This window comes from Micromonospora sp. CNZ295, assembly GCF_004217535.1.
The window spans coordinates 2,848,262-2,865,072 of the sequence record NZ_SHKZ01000001.1 but is presented as its reverse complement, the minus strand read 5'-3'; the positions used below and the strand labels follow the sequence as shown (position 1 = coordinate 2,865,072).

The window sequence follows — 16,811 nt, the reverse complement described above, 5'->3', positions numbered from 1 at the left end:
CGATGGGTGACCGGTCGATCGCGGGTCGAGGCGCCACGGCTCACGCCGCCACGTCGGGGCCGCGCAGCGGGAGGTCGTGCTCCTGCGCGCGCAGGCGCTCCTCCGCGGTCTGCTCGACCCGCCGCATGCTGAGCCGCAGCACCGGCGGCGCCATCATCGAGGTGGTCACCGCCACCAGCACCAGGATCGTGTACGTCTCGACACCGAGTACACCGAGGCGCAGCCCCACCATGGCGATGATGATCTCGATGACGCCGCGCGCGTTCATGCCGGCGCCCAGCGCCAGGGACTCCCAGTGCCCGAGTCGGCTCAGCCGGGCGCCGAGGTAGGCGCCGACGAACTTGCCGGTGACCGCGACGACCAGGATGACCAGCGCGGAGAGCAGCACCGACGGCCGGGACAGCACGGAGAGATCCATCCGCAGGCCGGCGATGGCGAAGAAGAGCGGGGCGAGCACGCCCATGACGACGGTCCGCAGGGGCCGCAGCCGCTTCCGGTCGAGCGTGCCGGAGCTGCCGATCACGAGGCCGCACACCAGCGCGCCGAACACGGCCTCCAGGTGCAGCAGGTGGGTGGCGGCGGCGGCGAGGACCACCAGGACGACCACCGTCGTCACGGTCACCCCCTCCCCCTCGTCTCCGTCGGCGCGCGCCGCCGTGCGCAACGCCCGGCGGACCAGCGGACGGGCCAGCACGGCCAGCAGGAGGACGGCGGCCAGGGCCACCACGGTGAAGGCGATGCCACCGGCGCGGACACCGGTCGTGGCCATGGCGGAGACGACGGAGAGCAGCATCCAGCCGAGGATGTCGTCGACGGTGACCGCGCAGAGGATCAACTGTCCGACGTTGCGGTGCACCAGCCGCAGCTCGGTCAGGGTCTTGGCGATGACCGGGATGGCGCTGACCCCCATCGCCACGGCGAGGAAAAGGGCGAAGGTGATCTCGTCCACCCCGTCGGGGATCAGCGACTCGGGCAGGGCGAGCCCGGTGAGCACGCCGAGGGCGACCGGCAGCAGCACGCCGGCGACGCTGATCCGGGCGGCGGTCATGCCGCGGCGGCGGACCAGGTCCAGGTCGAGATGGATGCCGGTGAGCCCGACCAGCAGCAGGACGCCGACCTGGCCGACCGAGTCGAGCAGGTTGATCTGGGCCGCCGACTGGGGCAGCAGCCAGTCGCCGACGCCGGGCAGGTGACCGATCAGGCTGGGTCCGAGCAGGACGCCGGCGCAGAGCTCACCGGCGACGGCGGAGAGCCCGAGCCGCTGGGCGAGCCGGCCGAGCAGCAGCGCGGCCAGCAGCAGCAGCCCCACCTGGAAGAGGAACCGTTCGAGGTCCGCCGCCGAGATCATCCCGAGCGGCGCGGTGGCCAGGGTCATGTCGTCCTCCCGTTGCTGTCCCGGTCACCGGGCACCGCGCCGAAAAGGGACAGCCCTACCGCGCGCCGGGCGCGGTAGGGCTGTCCGCGAAGCGAGTCGCTTACAGGCAGGGGCCCTCGTAGGCGCCGATGTTCGGCGTGGCGCCGGTGACCGTGTTGCCGTAGAAGTCGCGACCGCCGTTGTCCGGCACGGCCACACCCGCGTCGATCGCCGGTGAGCCGCAGCGGAGCCGGAGGCCGGCCGGTCGGTCGTTGGTCGGGTTGCGGAACCGCGGGTCGCCGCTCACCGCGTTGGTGGTGTTCTCCGCGACGGCCGTGACGTTGTGGTACAGGTTGTGGCTGTAGACGCCCACCGGGTCGTCGATCCGCGCCCCGGTCGCCTTGCCGGAGAAGATGTTGTTGGTGAAGGCGATCGACGTGTGCGGGAAGGCGCCGGCCAGGTTCTCGGCGTTCGGCGCGTAGATCGTGTTGTTGTAGAACTTCGAGTTGGTGATCGCGTTGTCGCAGCCCGCCGCGACCACCGGGATGACGAAGCCGCTGAGGTCGACGTCCTTGTCGTTGTCGCTGATGTTGTAGCGGATGACCGCCCCGTCGGCGTGCGTCCCCTCGGACGCGCAGAACAGGATGAACGGCCCGTTGTTGTCGTGGCTGTAGTTGTACTGGTAGAGCAGGTCCTTGGTGCCGGCGTCGACGGTGAGCGCGAACGACGGCGGGAAGGCGGCGCCACCGGTGATCTCGTTGTGCTCCATCACGGCGCGGTCGGAGTTGTAGGCGAGGATCGCCGCGTGCGACTGGGCGGCCCGCAGGCCGAAGCCGTCGATCTTGTTGCGCGCGGTCCGCGAGTCGATGCCGTTCATCACCAGGATGCCGTCACCGCCCAGGTTGGACAGGGTGTTGCGGAGGAACCGCATGTTCGTCATGGGCACGAAGTGGTTGCGCCCGCTGGGGAACAGGTCGCGCTTGGACCAGCTGGAGAGCGTCCCGATGCCGACGTTGTCGACGCCGCTCACCGTGCTGTCGGTCACCCGGATCCGGTCGAAGCCGGTGGGCACCGTGTCGCCGGCGGCCTCGAAGAGGATGCCGCCGCTGTTCTCCAGGTCCGGGTTCAGGCAGTCGCAGCCCGGCACGTCGTGGACGTGGACGTTCTCCACCACGTAGTGCCGGCCGGTGCCGAAGTCCTCCAGCAGCACGTAGATGCCGACCCGGGCGGTCCCGTCGGCCGGGCCCGGGTTGGTCACCTCCAGGTCGCGGATCTCGTAGCCCTGCACGTTGCGCAGGAAGACGGCCGCCCGGGTGCCCGGCGCGACGATCTTCGGCCGGGCTCCGGTGCCGTACGCCCCGATGGTGATCGGCGCGGTGGGGGTGCCCGACCCCTTGGGCTCCAGCACCCCCTGGCAGGTGGTGCCGCGCTTGAAGACGATCTTGTCGCCGGGACCGAAGGTGGCCTGGTTGACCCGCGCCAGCGAGCGCCAGGCGGTGGTCGGCTTGGTGCCGTCCTTCGAGTCGTTCCCCGCGACACAGTCGACGTGGTACGTCCGGGACTTCCCGGTGGCGTTCGCCGGCGAGCCGGGCGTGACCGCCGCCGCCAGGCTCGCGCTCAGGGCGACCATGAGTATCCGACCTCCGATCCGACGTGCGCGGGCCAGACGTGTTCGGGAACGACCAGGGGTATCTGTCATGACGGAACTCCATTGGCTGTGCCCCGGCCCTCCCGCCCCTGAGCTGCGGGGACGGTCCGGCCGGTGCGGACGGGCGGTAGCCGGTCCATGGTGGAGTTCCCGTCTCGATCTGGGCTCGACGGTGGGATTCCCTCGACCCGCCGCTACACCGGCCACCCCTGTCGTCGCCACGCTGCGTCCGCGAACTCCAACTCACAGCGAGCACCAGTCAAGAACCACTCGACGAGCGGAGTCCGATTACCGTCACCGCCCGCCTCGACGACCTCGTCGACCATCGCCAGCCAGGCGGCGACGTAGTCGGCGAACCCGTCGTACGCCAGGTACTGCTCGATCCACGGCCCGTACCGGGACGTGCGGTCGGCGCGCCGCCGCAGGTCGTCGGAGACGAGCAGGTGGAACCAGCTCATCGGCAGCAGCGCGCCGACACCCGCCGCGAACGACGCCACCGGCGCCGCGAGCAGCACCGACGTGTACCCGTGCACCGCCGGGGCCGGGCCGGCCGGGCCCGCGCCGGGTGGCCGGCCCAGCGCCTCCGCCAGCCGGCCCAGCTCCCGGTCCAGCCGGGGCAGCGAGCCCGCGGTGGCCTGCGCCGCACCGGCCAGCAGGCCGGCGTGCTCCAGCCGGTCGGCGTTGGCCGCGCACCGGGCGAGCGCCCGCGCGTACGCCGGCACGACGTACCGGGCGTCCTGCTCGGCGAACCACCACAGCGCCTCCGGCGGGAGCGTTCCGTCGCGCAGCCCGGCCCAGAACGGGTGGGCGGTGACCCGCTCCACCAGCGGCGCCGCCAGCGCCGCCAACTCGTCCCGGGGCCGGGCCCGGGCCGCCGGCCCGGCCGTCACGTCGCCGCCGGGGTCAACCGGTCGGCACCGGACACCTCGGCGAGCACGTCGGTGAGCACCTTCTCCGGCTCGCCCGAGCCCTCGACGCTGCGCCAGGCCACGAACGCGTCCGGCCGCACCAGCACCGCCCCGCGCGGGGACACCCCGAACGCGGCCGCCCAGTCGGCCCCGGTCGTGGCGACGTCGCCACCCGGGCCGACCCGCACCGACCGCAGCGGCACCGGGGTCCGCGCGGCCAGCCGGGTCGCCGCCGCGTGCCAGCCGTCGTCCTCCGCGCCGCTGAGCAGCACGAACGAATCCCAGAACAGGTCGATGGTGGACAGGTCCCGAGCGCCCTCGCGCAGCCAGAGGTGCGGGGCACGGGTGCCCGGCTCGCCGGCCAGGGTCAGCGGCGCGGTCAGCACCGGCCGGTCGTCGTCGGCGAGCACCGCGGCGGACCGGTACCGGTAGCCGAGCGTGATGATGATGTCGTCGACCATCTCCTTCTCCGGCCGGCCGTCGCTCTGCCCGTGCCGGATGCGGTTGCGGACCATGGCCTGCTCGGCCATCGCCGAGCCGACCGCGTGCCGCTCCTGGTGGTAGGTGTCCAGCAGCGCGGAGCTGCCCCAGCCGTGCAGCGCTGCGGCCAGCTTCCAGGCCAGGTTGTGCGCGTCGTGGATGCCGGTGTTGGCGCCGAACCCGCCGGCCGGCGGGTGCACGTGCGCGGCGTCCCCGGCCAGGAAGACCCGGCCGACCCGGAACGTGTCCGCGACCAGCTGCGAGCCCTCCCAGGGCACCTTCGCCACCACCTCGACCGCCATGTCGGGCTTGCCGGCGGCCTCCCGGACGATCGCCACGCAGCGCTCGTCGGTGAAGTCCGCCGGGGACTCGCCCCGATCCGGGTGGTAGACCGGCGCCGCCAACCAGGGGTCGCAGCCGTGCAGCCGGGACAGCCCGGTCATCGTCCCGCCCACCGTGGCGTAGCAGAGGATGAACGGCCGGTCGGCGAGGATCCGCTCCAGCTCCGGAGCGCGGAAGTAGATGCTCAGCGCGTGGAACACCGAGCCACGCCCGGAGCGGCCGACGCCCAGCAGGCCGCGGACCGAGCTGCCGGCTCCGTCCGCGCCGACCAGGTAGCGGGCCCGGACCGTCCGCTCGACGCCGCTCTCGTCGGTCACCGTCGCGGTCACCCCGTCGGCGTCCTGCTCGATCGCGGTCAGCCGGGCGCCGAACCGGATCCGCGCGCCGAACTCCGTCGCCTTGGCCGCCAGCACCACCTCGTAGCGGTCCTGGCCGCAGCCCATCACCCGCTCCGGGCTGATCTCCGGGCCGTCCAGCGACGGCGCCTCCAGCACCTGGGCGTTCGCGATGTCGGAGTACGTGTTGACCCGCAGGATCCCGCCCTCGAAGTAGCGGTGCGAGTCACCGATCTCCAGGGCCCGGATGTCCGGGCCGATGCCGGCGGCCCGGAACAGCTCCATGGTGCGCGCCTGCAGGCCCGGGGCACGGGGCAACCGGGAGGTGTTGGGCCGCTTCTCCACCACCAGGGTGGGCACACCGTGCCGGCCGAGGAAGACCGCCGTGGACAGGCCCACCGGCCCGGCGCCCACGATCAGGACCGGGACCTCTTCGTCGTACATCTGCTCCTCCTGGGCTCGTCGGCTCAGCTCGCCCGGGCCACCGGGCCACGCGCGGCCGCCGCGGCCTCGACCAGCCCCTTGATCCGGTTCATCTGGATCACCGTGTTGCGGTTGAGGTGCGCGGTCATCGCGTCGTCGTCGACCGGCGCCTGCGGCTTCATGTGGAAGTCCTGCACCCAGCGCATCCGCACCCCGCCGTCGACCTCGGTGTACGTCCAGTGGATGTTCATGTACTCGAACGGGCCGGTCTCGATCCGGTGCGCCCGGACCTCGCGGCGGGCCCGGTCGACGGTGCGCCTCGACACCCAGCTCCACACCGTGCCGTCCTCGTCGGGGTGCATGGTGAGCCGGAAGGTGACGCTGTCACCGTCCCGGTCGAGGATCTCCGCGGCGGCGTACTCGCTGAACAGCTGCGGCCACGACGCCACGTCGTTGGTCATGTCCCACACCACGTCCATCGGCGCGTCGATGACGATCGCGTTGTCCGTGTGTCCTGCCATGGTGTTGTCTCTCCTCACTCGACAACCGGCCACCGGGCCGGCCGCTGCGGTCAGTCCGCCGCGGTGACGACCGCGGCCGCGTTGAAGCCGCCGTACCCGCGCGCGACGACCAGCGCGGTACGCAGCCGCGCCTCCCGGGGCACCTCCCGCACCAGGTCCAGATCGCACCCCGGCGCCAGCCGCTCCACCCCGACGGTCGGGGGATCACCTGGTCCCGGAGGGCGAGCAGGGCGCACGCCAGGTCCAGCGCGGCGCCGCCGGCGTAGAGCCGGCCGGTCATCGTCTTCGGTGCGGTGACCGGCACCCCGCCCGGACCGAACACGGCGGCGAGCGCCGCCGCCTCCGCCCGGTCGGCGTCCGGCACTCCCGCCGCGTCGGCGAAGACCACGTCCACGTCGCCCGGTGCGACACCCGCGTCGGCCAGCGCGAGTTCGATCGCGCGGCGCAGGGTGGGTTCCCGGCCGGAGCCGGGCCGCGGGTCGAAGGTGGCCGCCTGCCCGGCGATCACGCCGTACCGCCGGGGGGCCCGGCGGGCCCGCGCGTCCGCGGCGTCCTCGACGATCAGCATGGCGCCGCCCTCGCCCGGCACGTGGCCGCCGGCGTCGGCGTCGAACGGCAGGTACGCCCGCCGCCGGTCGTCGCCGCCGCTCAGCGTCCCCTTGCTGAGCTGCGCGGTCAGCCCGTACGGGCACAGCGACGCGTCGGTGCCGCCGGTCACCACCAGCCGGGTCCCCTGCTGGACCAGCGCCCGGGCCTGCCCGGCGGCGTCCAGCGCCCCGGCCTGCTCGGTGCAGACCACGCCGCACGGCCCGCGCATCCCGTGCCGGATCGAGATCTGGCCCGTGGTGGCCGCGTAGAACCAGGCGATCGACTGGTACGCGCCGACCCAGGACGGCCCCTTCGTCCAGAGCCGCTCGATCTCCCGCTGCCCGAACTCCGTGCCCCCGGAGGAGCTGGCGGTGACGACGGCCATCTCGTACTCGGGGAACGCCGCCGGGTCGGCCCCGGCGTCGTCGAGGGCCCACGCCGCGGCGGTGAGGCCGAGGTGGGTCCAGTTGTCGGTCTGTGGGACCAGCCGGCTCGGCACGTGCGCGGCGGCGTCGAAGTCGCGTACCTCACCGGCCAGCCGCACCGGGTAACCGGACGGGTCGAAGCGGCTGATCCGGTCGATGCCGCTGCGACCGGCCAGCGTCGCCGCCCAGTACGCCTCGGTGCCCAGCCCGTTCGGGGCGGTGACGCCGATCCCGGTCACCACGGCGGTCCGGCTCATCGCGGCTCCTCCCCGCGGTCCTTGGTGATGACCATCGCGGTCTGGAAGCCGCCGAAGCCGCTGCCGACGCTGAGCACGCCCCGCATGCGGTGCTCCCGCGCGGTGATCGGCACGTAGTCCAGGTCGCACTCCGGGTCCCGGTTGTGCAGGTTGGCGGTCGGCGGCACCACCTGCTGCTCCAGCGCCAGCGCGCACGCCGCCACCTCGATCGAGCCGATCGCGCCGAGCGAGTGGCCGACCATCGACTTGATCGAGCTGACCGGCACGCGGTACGCCCGGTCACCCAACGCCCGCTTGAAGGCGGCGGTCTCGTGCCGGTCGTTCTGCCGGGTGCCCGAGCCGTGCGCGTTGACGTAGTCGATGTCCGCCGGGTCGAGCCGCGCCGCCGCCAGGGCCTGCCGGATCGCCTCGGCCATCTCCCGGCCGTCCGGCTTCAGGCCGGTCATGTGGTACGCGTTGCTGCGGCTGGCGTACCCGGCGATCTCGGCGTACACGTGGGCGCCCCGGCGACGCGCGGCCTCGCGCTCCTCCAGGATCAGCACCGCCGCCCCCTCGCCGAGGACGAACCCGCGTCGCTTCGCGTCGAACGGGCGGGACGCGTGGGCGGCGTCGTCGTTGTCCGGCGACGTGGCCTTGATCGCATCGAAGCAGGCGGCGGTGATCGGCGACAGCGGCGCGTCCGTCGCGCCCGCGACGACGACGTCGGCCCGACCGGACCAGATGAGACTGGCGCCGTTGCCCACCGCGTCCAGACCGGCGGTGCAGCCGGTGGAGATCAGCGACACCGGTCCCTCGGCGCCGACCGTCCAGGCCACCTCGGTGGCCATCGTGCTCGGCACCATGTACCCGTACAGCTGCGGCACCACGTACGCCGGGTCGACCAGCCAGCGCCGGCCCCCGTCGCTGAGCACCCGGTACTCCTCCTCGAGCCCGGTGGTGCAGCCGACCGCGCTGCCGATGCTCACCCCGGTCCGCTCCGGCGGCAGGTCGGCGTCCTCCAGCCCGCTGTCGGCCCACGCCTCGCGGGCGGCGACCACGGCGAACTGCGCCGCCCGGTCCATCCGGCGGCTCTCCTGCGGGCTCAGCCCCTGGGCGGCCGGGTCGAAGTCGCACTCGGCGGCGATCCGCGACCGGAAGTGCGAGGCGTCGAAGAGGGTGATGGGACGGGTGGCGGTACGCCCGGCGGTGAGCAGGTCCCAGTACGCCTTGGTCCCGATGCCCCCCGGCGCCACCACGCCGATGCCCGTCACCACCACCCGACGGTGTCCGGTCATCGGCGCGGGCCCCCCACGTCCGGGACCGGCGCGCCGCCGGCGGCGGCGGGCAGTTCCTCGGTGTCGACGTGCCCGAGCTCGGGCCGGGGGGCCAGCGGGCTCAGATGGAACACCGCCCGCACCTCCTCGGCGCCGGCGTTCCACACCCGGTGCCGCTTGCCGGTCGGCACCAGCAGGCCCTCGCCGGGGACCAGGTCGACCTCGCCGGCGTCCTCCACCCGCGCGGTCAGCCGACCGCTCACGACCAGCAGGAACTCCTCCGAGTACGGGTGGTAGTGCTCGGTCACGTACTCGCCCGGCGCGAGGGTCAGCGTGCCCATGAAGCCGGAGGTGGACCCGACCGTCTTCGGGCTGAGCACGACCCGGATGTCCCCGCCCCGCCGCCGGTTCGCCGGCACGTCGTTGGCGGAGACCCGCAGCGGGCGGGTCGGGGTCTGCGCGAGTTCACTCACCGGGGGCCTCCCAGACGTAGAACGGTTCGGCCATGGCGTCCTTCGGCTCGCGCCAGTTCGGGTCGTACGGCCGGATGTGGTGGGACAGCTGCTCGTTGATCTGCCCGTAGAGCGGGTGGCTCCGGGCCTGGTACAACCGGGGCGAGATGTCCTCGTCGGCCTCCACCAGGTGGAAGTAGAGGTCGTGGAAACGGAAGAGCGTACGGCGCGTGACGCCGATCATCCGCGGCAGATCGGTGGAATCCGAGCCGGCGAATATCTTGGCCACGTCGTCCGCTTTCTCAGGGGCCATCCGGGCAACGATCAGCGTTCGATGCACACCAATCACCTCTCACTCGTTGCCGCCGATGATGCGGCACCCGCCGGCAGGGCCGGTCGAACCGCGCTCGACGCCCCGGCGGGGCCGCCGGCGGCCGTACGGGCACCCGCGCCGGCCTCGACAGCCGCTCGACGGCGCGCCGCAGGCGGTGCCTGACGTGCCTGGTGAGGGCCGGTACGCGCCGCCGCCACTAGGGATTCACCCAGTGGTTGCCCGGGCCCCCGGCGCCGACAATGGGGCCGGTGTCCACACCCCCATTCCGGAGGCCGCGTTGACGAGTCCCCGAGTTCTCCACGCGAACGGGAAGAATTGGCGCGACGATCCGGCGGGCCGGGTCGTCGTCACCGGTTTCGGAGTCATCTCCAGCATCGGTTCCGGACGGACGGAATTTCTCGCCGGCCTGCAACAGGGCCGGTGCGGCGCGAAACCGATCAGCAAATGGGACGCCACCGGTTTCCCGCACGACCACGCCTGCGAGGTCACCGATTTCGACCCGGCGTCGGTGCTGGAACGCCTCGACCCGAAGAGCAGCGGCCAGGTGGCGGCCCTCGCCGCCGCGGCGTCCCGGATGGCCGTCCGCGACGCGGGTCTCGACCCCGCCGCCGTCCGCGCCGAGGCCGGCCTCATCGCCGTCGGCACCACCTGCGGGCAGTCGCTGGACCTGGACGCGCTCGCCGAGGTCGAGCTGCGGACGCCGGACGCCCTGCCCCCCGGTGACCTCGCCCGGGTGCTCCAGCCCGGACGCCTCGCCACCGCCGCCGCGGCCGAACTCGACCTGCGCGACGTGGAGACCCTGACCATCCCCACCGCCTGCGCGGCCGGCAACTACGCGATCAGCTACGGAGTGGACGCGATCCGCTCCGGCGACGCCGAGTACGCGCTCTGCGGCGGCGCCGACTCGGTGAACCGGATGGCGTTCGCCGGGTTCGTCCGGATGGGCGCGATGGCCCATGAGCGGTGCCGGCCGTTCGACCGGGAGCGCGACGGCACGATGTGGGGCGAGGGGGCGGCCATGCTGGTGCTGGAGAGCCTCGACCACGCCCGGCGGCGCGGCGCCCCGATCCTCGCCGAGGTGCTCGGCCTGCACCTCAACTGCGACGCGGAGCACCCCACCGCGCCCGTGCGGGAACGGGTCGCCGAGTGCATGGCGGGCGCCCTGGCCGACGCCGGGGTGGACGCCGCCGAGCTGGACGTCATCTTCGCCCACGCCACCGGCACGCGCGCCAGCGACCCGATGGAGGTCGGCGCCATCCGGGACGTCTTCGGCGACCGGCCCCCGCCGCCGGTGGTCGGGGTCAAGTCGATGATCGGCCACACGATGGGCGCCGTCGGCGCGCACACGGCCATCGCCGCGCTGCTCGCGATGCGGCACCGGTTCCTGCCGCCCACGGTGAATTTCCGCGAGCCCGACCCGGACTGCCAGGTCGACTGCGTACCCAACGTGGCCCGGCCGGCCGCCGTGCGCACCGCGCTGGTCAACTCGCTCGGCTTCGGCGGCAACAACGCGACAGTGGTCCTGCGCGGTCCCGGACCGCACTTCCCGGAAGGAGCCGACGCATGAACGTGGTCATCTCCGGCCTGGCCGTCGTCTCGCCGTTCGGTCTCGGGACCGGGCCGTTCGCGGCCGGGTGGCGCGCGGCGCGGCCCGCCGCGACGCCCGCCGGGGACCCACCGGTCGCCCGGCTGCCCGAGCTCACCGGCGACGACTTCACCCCGAACCGCCGGGTCCGGCTCAAGGAGCGCTCGTCCGCCCTGGCGGTCGGCACGGTCGGCGCCCTGCTCGCCGCGTACGACCTGGACGGCGTGCCCGCCGCGCGGCGCGGCGTGGTCCTCGGCAGCGCGCTGGCCAGCCTCGACTCGTACCTGGCGGTCTCCGGCGGCTCGCTGGCCGGGGCGAAGCCGCACTTCATCGACCACAACCTGATGCCGCCGGGCATCATGAACTACACCAGCAGCCAGGCCGCGATCCGCTTCGACCTGCGCGGCCCGAACGTCACCGTCACCGCCGGCCGGGCGACCGGGCTCACCGCACTCGGCTGCGCCCGCCGGCTGGTCGCGGCCGGCCGCGCGGACGCCGTGCTGGCCGGCGCGTTCGAGGCGCTCAGCCCGCGCCGGCTGCGGCTGGAGGCGGCCGCCGACCGGGCGCCGGCGCTCGCCGGCGAGGGCTGCTGCGTGTTCCTGGTGGAGACCGCGGAGTGCGCCGAGCGGTCCGGCCGGCGGGTGCTGGCCACCCCGCTGGCGCTGACCGCCGGCTTCTTCCCCGAACCGGACGACGGGCGGGCGGCGTTGCGCGGCGTGGTGACCCGGGCGCTGCGGCGGGCCCGGGTCACCGCCGGGGAGGTCGGCACCGTCGTCCGGGGCGCCGCCAGCCCCGGGCGGTACGCCGACGACGAGACGGCGGTCCTCGCCGACGTCGCGCCCGGCGTACCCGTGCTGGACCCGGGCGCCCGGATCGGCGACACCTACGGCGCCTCGGCGGCGTTCGCCGTCGCCGCGGCGATCGTGGCGGCCGACGCGGAGCCGCCGGCCGGCGTCACCCTGGTCACGTCCATCGACCCCGACGGCCAGGTCGCCTGCGCCGTCCTGGCTGCCGGCTCCCGGGTGCCCGCCCCGGTGGGCTGACCCGCCCGGAGCCCCGTCCGGGCGGGGCGCCGGACGGGGCGTGCGGTGTTGACAAGGGACCCTTGTTCTACCGGAGACGTCAAGAAGGGGCCCTTCCTTGCGCCGCGGCCAGGGTGGGGTCGTACCGGAGGGCCCGGACGATGGCTTCCGCGCGGCTGTAGACCTCAAGTTTGCGGAAGATGCGGGTCAGGTGGAACTCCACCGTGCTGCGGGAGATGTGCAGCCGCCGGGCGATCTGGTCGTTGCCCAGGCCGGCGCAGAGCGCCCGGAGCAGCTCGACCTCCCGGCCGGTCAGCCCGGCCGGGAGCCCTCGTGCGATCGGATCCGTCGCCGCGTCGGTGGCGCCGGCCCGGTGCGCCGGCCGTGCCGGCGTCGCCGTCCGGCGGACGGTGAACCCGGTCCCGGCCAGCCGCAGCGCGGCGACCAACTCCCCCGGTTCGACGGCACCGGCGAGGTAGACGTCGCTGTCCGCGCCCTCCGGCCACCGGCCGTCCGGGTCGACGACCGCCACCCGTGGCCGGTACCGCTGCGCCGGCCCCGGCAGCAGGCCGGGCGGGGGCGACCCGGTGCCGACGGCGACGAGCAGCCAGTCGACCGGAGCGTCGTCGACGACGGTCAACAGCGAGCGGAGTTCCGCGGCCCGCGCCGGGGGCCACTCCCCGGCGAGGACCACGCGACCGGGCCCCCGGGACGCCGCGGGCGGGCCGTTCCGTACGCCGCCGCCGGTGGGCCGCACCGGCTCAGGCGACCGCTTCCGTCGCATCGGCGTTCTCCTCGACCAGCGCCACCACCGCCGCCAGGCTGGTCATCTTGGGAATGTCGGCATCGGGGATGCGGACCCTCATGTCCACCTCGATCCGGGCCAGGATGTCGATCACCAGCATGGAGTCGGCGCCGTAGTCGTTGATGAAGTCGCCGTCGGCCGTGAGCTGCCCGGGCTCCAGTTCGAGGATCTCGGTCACGACGGCCGCGAGTTGGGCCGTACGGTCGCCGACCGCCCCGGACGGCGCGGTCTCCGCCGCCGGGGCGGCCGTGACCGCGGGCACCGGTTCGGCCGCGACCCGCGGCGACGGCACGGCGACGCTCCCGTTCCCACCGCCCAGCGCCGCCTGGATCAGCTCCGCCGCCTGCCGGTTGCCGGCGTCGGTGAGGTGCACGGTGTCGGCGAACGAGTCGCCGACGAACCGGTCCGCCGCCAGGTCCAGGAAGGACACCCCCAACTCGGCGCAGCCGGCGGCGAGCCGGCCCGCGTACGCCTTCCAGTTCTCCTCGATCGCACTGTGCAGGATGCCGAAGACGGGGGCGTCGAAGTCGTACCGGGCCCGCTCCTCGGGCGTGATGTCACGGGTGCGGGTGGAGGCCAGCGGCTGGAGGCAGAACAGCACCCGGGTGTCGTCGGGCACCGCCCGGGCGAGCACCCGCAGGTCCCGCAGCCGGCGTGCCGCCGCCACCTCCATCCGGTCGCGGACCTGGGCGAGATCCCAGGCCGGCGTGGTGGTGCGGGGACGGCGGACGGCGTCCAGGTCCGGCACCGACTTCCCGGCGGCGAGCACCGCCAGGTCGAACAGCGGGACCTGGGTGAGGTCGTCGAACGTGCGCTCGTACGACACCGTGCCGTAGTGGTTGTCCGGGGTCAGCGAACCGACCAGGTTCACGAAGTCCGGCCCCCCGCCGATGATGACCACGGTGGACGCCTGCTCCAGGAAGGGCACCGCTGCCACCAGTTCCTGGAGCGACACCGCCGCGCAGAGGCCCAGGTTGAGCTGGCGCACCCCGGTCAGCCCGGCCAGGTGCGACGCCACGGTGGTGGAGTCCGAGGACGCGGCGAGCGCGAGGGCCACCGAGTTGCCGAGCAGGATCCCGCCGCCGCCGGCGGCGAGCCAGCTCGCCGAGTCCACCGTGCCGTACGGCGAGTCGGAGAGCCGGAACCCCGCGTCGTCGGTGTTCAGCATGTCCGACCGCAGCCCGGGGGCGAGCGTGAACCCGAGGAACGGGTGCGGGTAGAGGTCGATGCCGTGCCGTTCCAGCAGCATGCCGCCCCGGTGCCGACGGGCGAAGGACTCGTGTTCGAACTGTGGCGTGGAATTCATTCGGTCACTCCCGTACGTCTCGTACTCGTCGTCGCGTGTCCCGGCCCGGACGCCCCGCCGAGAGTCACCGGGCGGGATCCACCACCGCTCGCACCGTGGTCGACCGTCCGCGGTCAGCGGGGCGCGGCCACCACCAACCGCTCCAGCTCCGCCACCACCTGCTCGGGCGACGGTTGGGCGGCCAGTTCCCGGCGCAGCCGGTCGGTCGCCGCCCGGAACCCGGGCTCGTCGAGCACCCGCCGCAACGCGCTCACCACCGCGGCCGGGTCGGCGTCCCGCGCCGGCACCACGAGCCCGGCTCCGGTCTCGGCGAGCCGGGCGGCGTGCCGCGTGTGGTCGGGCAGCCGGGGCACCAGAACCTGGGGCAGCCCGTACGACACGGCGGTGAGCAGGGACGCGGCGCCGCCATGGGCGACCACGGCCGCGCAGCCCGGCAGCACCAGGTGCAGCGGCGCGCCGACGACCACGTGCACCCCGTCCGGCACCGACCCGAGCAGGGGATGCTGCTCGGGGCTCACCGCCACCACGACCTCCAGGTCGAGATCGGCGAGCGCTCGCACCACCGCCCCGGCGAGGAAGTACTCCGGGCCGAGGCGGCCCATCGTCGTGCCCCAGGTGACGCAGACCCGGGGGCGCGCGCCGGGCTCCGGCAGCGGCGGCGGCGCCAGGCCCGGACCGTTGAACGGCGGCCGGCCGACCGGCAGCCGCCGCGAGCCGACCTGTGGGAGCTGGAGGCCCGCCGGGTACGGGTCCACCGTGGCCACGCCGAACGGGTCCACTTCGGTCAGCCCGTACCGTTCGGCCAGCGGGGCGAGCACCGGCGGCAGGAACTGCGCGGCCCGGCCGCCGAGCAGGTCGGTGCCGAACAGGTGCCGCACCGCCGGCACGCCCACCGCGGCGGCGGCGACCGGCCCGGCGAACGCGCTCGGCTCGAACACCAGCAGGTCGGCCCGCCAGCGCCGGGCCAGCTCGACCAGGTCGTCCAGCATCGCGTCGGCCAGCTCGGCGAAGAGCTTCAGGACCCGCGGCCCGCCACCGTTGGCGCCCGGCGGCGTGGCGACGATCTCGCGGAACGCCGCCTCGGCGTCGACGTCTCGGCCGACCGGGGCGAACGGCAGGCCGGTACGCAGCGCCACGTCGGCCAGGGCGGGCTGGCTGGCCACCAGCACCTCATGTCCGGAGTTCCGGCAGGACCAGGCCAGCGGGACCATCGCGTACAGGTGGGTGGGCCACGCCCACGAGGTGAAGAGGATCCGCATCGACCCATGGCAGCACCGCCGACTGGGCGTGCCCTCCACGCCCGCTCGACCCGCGCCGCCCGGTGCGGCACGCCGGTCGAGCCGGGCTCGAGCAGTACGGCCCGGTCACCGCTCCGGCCCGGCCCGCCGCCAGCGAGCGACCAGCGGGCTGGTGTTGGGTGCCCCTGACCCGCCTGCCGCCGGACGCGAGAGGGTGACATGGAGCTAGGCATCGGGCTGCCGACGATGATCCCGGGGATCGCCGGCGCGGATCTGCTCACCTGGGCCCGCCGTGCCGAGGAGCACGGCTTCGCCTCCCTCGGGGTGCTGGACCGGCTGATGTACGACGGCTACGAGCCGCTCATGACGCTGGCCGCGGCGGCCGGCGCGACCAGCCGGATCCGGTTGACTACCACGATCCTCATCGCCGCGTACCGGGGCGACCGGGCGCTGCTGGCCAAGCAGCTGGCCAGCCTGCACCGCCTGTCCGGCGGGCGGCTGGTGGTCGGTGCGGCGGCCGGTGGCCGGCCGGACGACTTCGAGGCCTGCGGCACCCCGTACGAGCGGCGGGGCCGCCGCCTCGACGAGCTGCTGAGCGGGCTGCGCCGCTCCTGGGCCGGCGGGCCCGAGGCGCTGGTGCCCGGCCCCCGCTGCCCGGACGGCGGACCGCCCCTGCTGGTCGGCGGCCACTCGGCGGCGGCGATGCGGCGGGCCGCCGCGTACGGCGACGGGTGGATCGCCGGCGGCAGCTCCGCCAGCGGCTACGACGAGCTGGCCGGCCGCGCCCGGGCGGCGTGGCGGGCGGCGGGGCGGATCGACCGGCCCCGGCTGGTCGCCATCGCCTACGTGGCCCTCGGCCCCGGCGCGGCCGACCGCTCCGCCGCCTACCTGCGTGACTACTACGGCTTCCTCGGCTGGAAGGCGGACATCGCGGTGAAGAGCGTCCTCACCGACGCCCGGCAGCTGCGGACGTTCGTCGCCGACTACCGCGCGGTGGGCTGCGACGAGCTGATCCTCTTCCCGTGCGTACCGGAACCGGCGCAGGCGGACCTGATCGCCGACGCCGTCCTGGGGTGAGCGGCGTGACGCCGGCGCTGCAGGTCCTGGTGCTGCTCGGCAGCGGCACGGTGGCCGGTGTGCTCTTCGCCGTGGCGCTGAGCACCGTCCCGGCGCTGGCCGCGATGCCTCCCGACCGGTACGTGCAGGCGCACACCCTGCTCGGCCGCAACTGGGACCCGACCATGCCGCTGATCGTCCTCGGCACCACCCTGCTGGACCTCTGGCTGGCCTTCCGCGTCACCGTGCCGGGGGCGCGGGCGCTGATCGTCGTGGCCGCCGGGTGCCTGCTCGGCGTGTCGGTGGTCTCGCACTTCCGCAACGTGCCGATCAACCGGCGGGTGCACCGGACCGACCCGGCGGCCATCCCGGTCGACTGGATCGACCCGCGTCCGGTCTGGCGGCGCTGGCACCTGCTGCGTACCGCCCTGGCGATCGTCGCCTTCGCGGCGAACAGCCTCGCCGTAACCACCTTCTGA

Annotated in this window: 15 protein-coding genes and 1 pseudogene; 4 read left to right on the top strand and 12 right to left on the bottom strand. The window is 74.4% G+C overall.

Annotation, left to right across the window (positions count from 1 at the left end; translation table 11 throughout):
* Window positions 1–40 precede the first annotated feature (40 nt).
* The 9 genes and pseudogenes from EV376_RS13590 to EV376_RS13550 form a co-directional block, all read right to left on the bottom strand.
* Window positions 41–1,375: a cation:proton antiporter domain-containing protein gene (locus EV376_RS13590; protein ID WP_130323260.1), complete on the bottom strand. Its 1,335-nt coding sequence runs from the start codon at window positions 1,373–1,375 to the stop codon at window positions 41–43.
* A 100-nt stretch (window positions 1,376–1,475) separates the two neighbouring features.
* Complete coding sequence (locus EV376_RS13585; RefSeq protein WP_130323258.1) at window positions 1,476–2,984, bottom strand: right-handed parallel beta-helix repeat-containing protein; 1,509 nt, start codon at window positions 2,982–2,984, stop codon at window positions 1,476–1,478.
* A gap of 212 nt (window positions 2,985–3,196) precedes the next feature.
* The gene (locus EV376_RS13580; protein WP_165437999.1) at window positions 3,197–3,892 is read right to left on the bottom strand and encodes a thiaminase II/PqqC family protein; all 696 of its coding nucleotides are present in this window, start codon (window positions 3,890–3,892) and stop codon (window positions 3,197–3,199) included.
* The gene (locus tag EV376_RS13575; RefSeq protein WP_130323253.1) at window positions 3,889–5,511 is read right to left on the bottom strand and encodes an FAD-dependent monooxygenase; all 1,623 of its coding nucleotides are present in this window, start codon (window positions 5,509–5,511) and stop codon (window positions 3,889–3,891) included. The genes EV376_RS13580 and EV376_RS13575 overlap by 4 nt, the downstream gene beginning before the upstream one ends.
* A 23-nt stretch (window positions 5,512–5,534) precedes the next feature.
* Window positions 5,535–5,951: an SRPBCC family protein gene (locus EV376_RS13570; protein ID WP_486482896.1), complete on the bottom strand. Its 417-nt coding sequence runs from the start codon at window positions 5,949–5,951 to the stop codon at window positions 5,535–5,537.
* A gap of 110 nt (window positions 5,952–6,061) precedes the next feature.
* Window positions 6,062–7,281 (bottom strand): annotated as a pseudogene (locus tag EV376_RS13565) (ketosynthase chain-length factor).
* A complete protein-coding gene (locus EV376_RS13560; RefSeq protein ID WP_130323249.1) occupies window positions 7,278–8,555 on the bottom strand; it encodes a beta-ketoacyl-[acyl-carrier-protein] synthase family protein in 1,278 nt (425 codons plus the stop codon). Before EV376_RS13560 ends, EV376_RS13565 begins: the two are co-directional and overlap by 4 nt.
* Window positions 8,552–9,007 carry a cupin domain-containing protein gene (locus EV376_RS13555; RefSeq protein ID WP_130323247.1) on the bottom strand — a complete coding sequence of 152 codons (456 nt, stop codon included), beginning with the start codon at window positions 9,005–9,007 and terminating at the stop codon, window positions 8,552–8,554. Before EV376_RS13555 ends, EV376_RS13560 begins: the two co-directional genes overlap by 4 nt.
* A complete protein-coding gene (locus tag EV376_RS13550; RefSeq protein ID WP_130323245.1) occupies window positions 9,000–9,326 on the bottom strand; it encodes a TcmI family type II polyketide cyclase in 327 nt (108 codons plus the stop codon). The genes EV376_RS13555 and EV376_RS13550 overlap by 8 nt, the downstream gene beginning before the upstream one ends.
* A gap of 271 nt (window positions 9,327–9,597) precedes the next feature.
* Between EV376_RS13550 and EV376_RS13545 the strand changes: the two genes are divergently transcribed.
* The gene (locus EV376_RS13545) at window positions 9,598–10,887 is read left to right on the top strand and encodes a beta-ketoacyl-[acyl-carrier-protein] synthase family protein (RefSeq protein WP_486482618.1); all 1,290 of its coding nucleotides are present in this window, start codon (window positions 9,598–9,600) and stop codon (window positions 10,885–10,887) included.
* A complete protein-coding gene (locus EV376_RS13540; protein WP_130323243.1) occupies window positions 10,884–11,948 on the top strand; it encodes a beta-ketoacyl synthase N-terminal-like domain-containing protein in 1,065 nt (354 codons plus the stop codon). Before EV376_RS13545 ends, EV376_RS13540 begins: the two co-directional genes overlap by 4 nt.
* 79 nt (window positions 11,949–12,027) lie before the next feature.
* Here the strand turns inward: EV376_RS13540 and EV376_RS13535 are convergent, their stop codons facing one another.
* The 3 genes from EV376_RS13535 to EV376_RS13525 all read right to left on the bottom strand — a co-directional run bounded on the left by EV376_RS13535 (window position 12,028) and on the right by EV376_RS13525 (window position 15,297).
* Window positions 12,028–12,711: a response regulator transcription factor gene (locus EV376_RS13535; RefSeq protein WP_130323241.1), complete on the bottom strand. Its 684-nt coding sequence runs from the start codon at window positions 12,709–12,711 to the stop codon at window positions 12,028–12,030.
* Complete coding sequence (locus EV376_RS13530) at window positions 12,689–14,038, bottom strand: acyl carrier protein (RefSeq protein WP_130323239.1); 1,350 nt, start codon at window positions 14,036–14,038, stop codon at window positions 12,689–12,691. Before EV376_RS13530 ends, EV376_RS13535 begins: the two co-directional genes overlap by 23 nt.
* 113 nt (window positions 14,039–14,151) lie before the next feature.
* The gene (locus tag EV376_RS13525) at window positions 14,152–15,297 is read right to left on the bottom strand and encodes a nucleotide disphospho-sugar-binding domain-containing protein (protein ID WP_130323237.1); all 1,146 of its coding nucleotides are present in this window, start codon (window positions 15,295–15,297) and stop codon (window positions 14,152–14,154) included.
* Window positions 15,298–15,495: 198 nt separating this feature from the next.
* Here EV376_RS13525 and EV376_RS13520 point away from each other — a divergent pair, with 198 nt between their 5' ends.
* On the top strand, window positions 15,496–16,353 hold the full coding sequence (locus EV376_RS13520; RefSeq protein WP_130323235.1) for an LLM class flavin-dependent oxidoreductase: 858 nt from the start codon (window positions 15,496–15,498) through the stop codon (window positions 16,351–16,353).
* A gap of 5 nt (window positions 16,354–16,358) precedes the next feature.
* Window positions 16,359–16,811, top strand: a complete 453-nt coding sequence (locus EV376_RS13515; protein WP_130323233.1) for an anthrone oxygenase family protein — start codon at window positions 16,359–16,361, stop codon at window positions 16,809–16,811.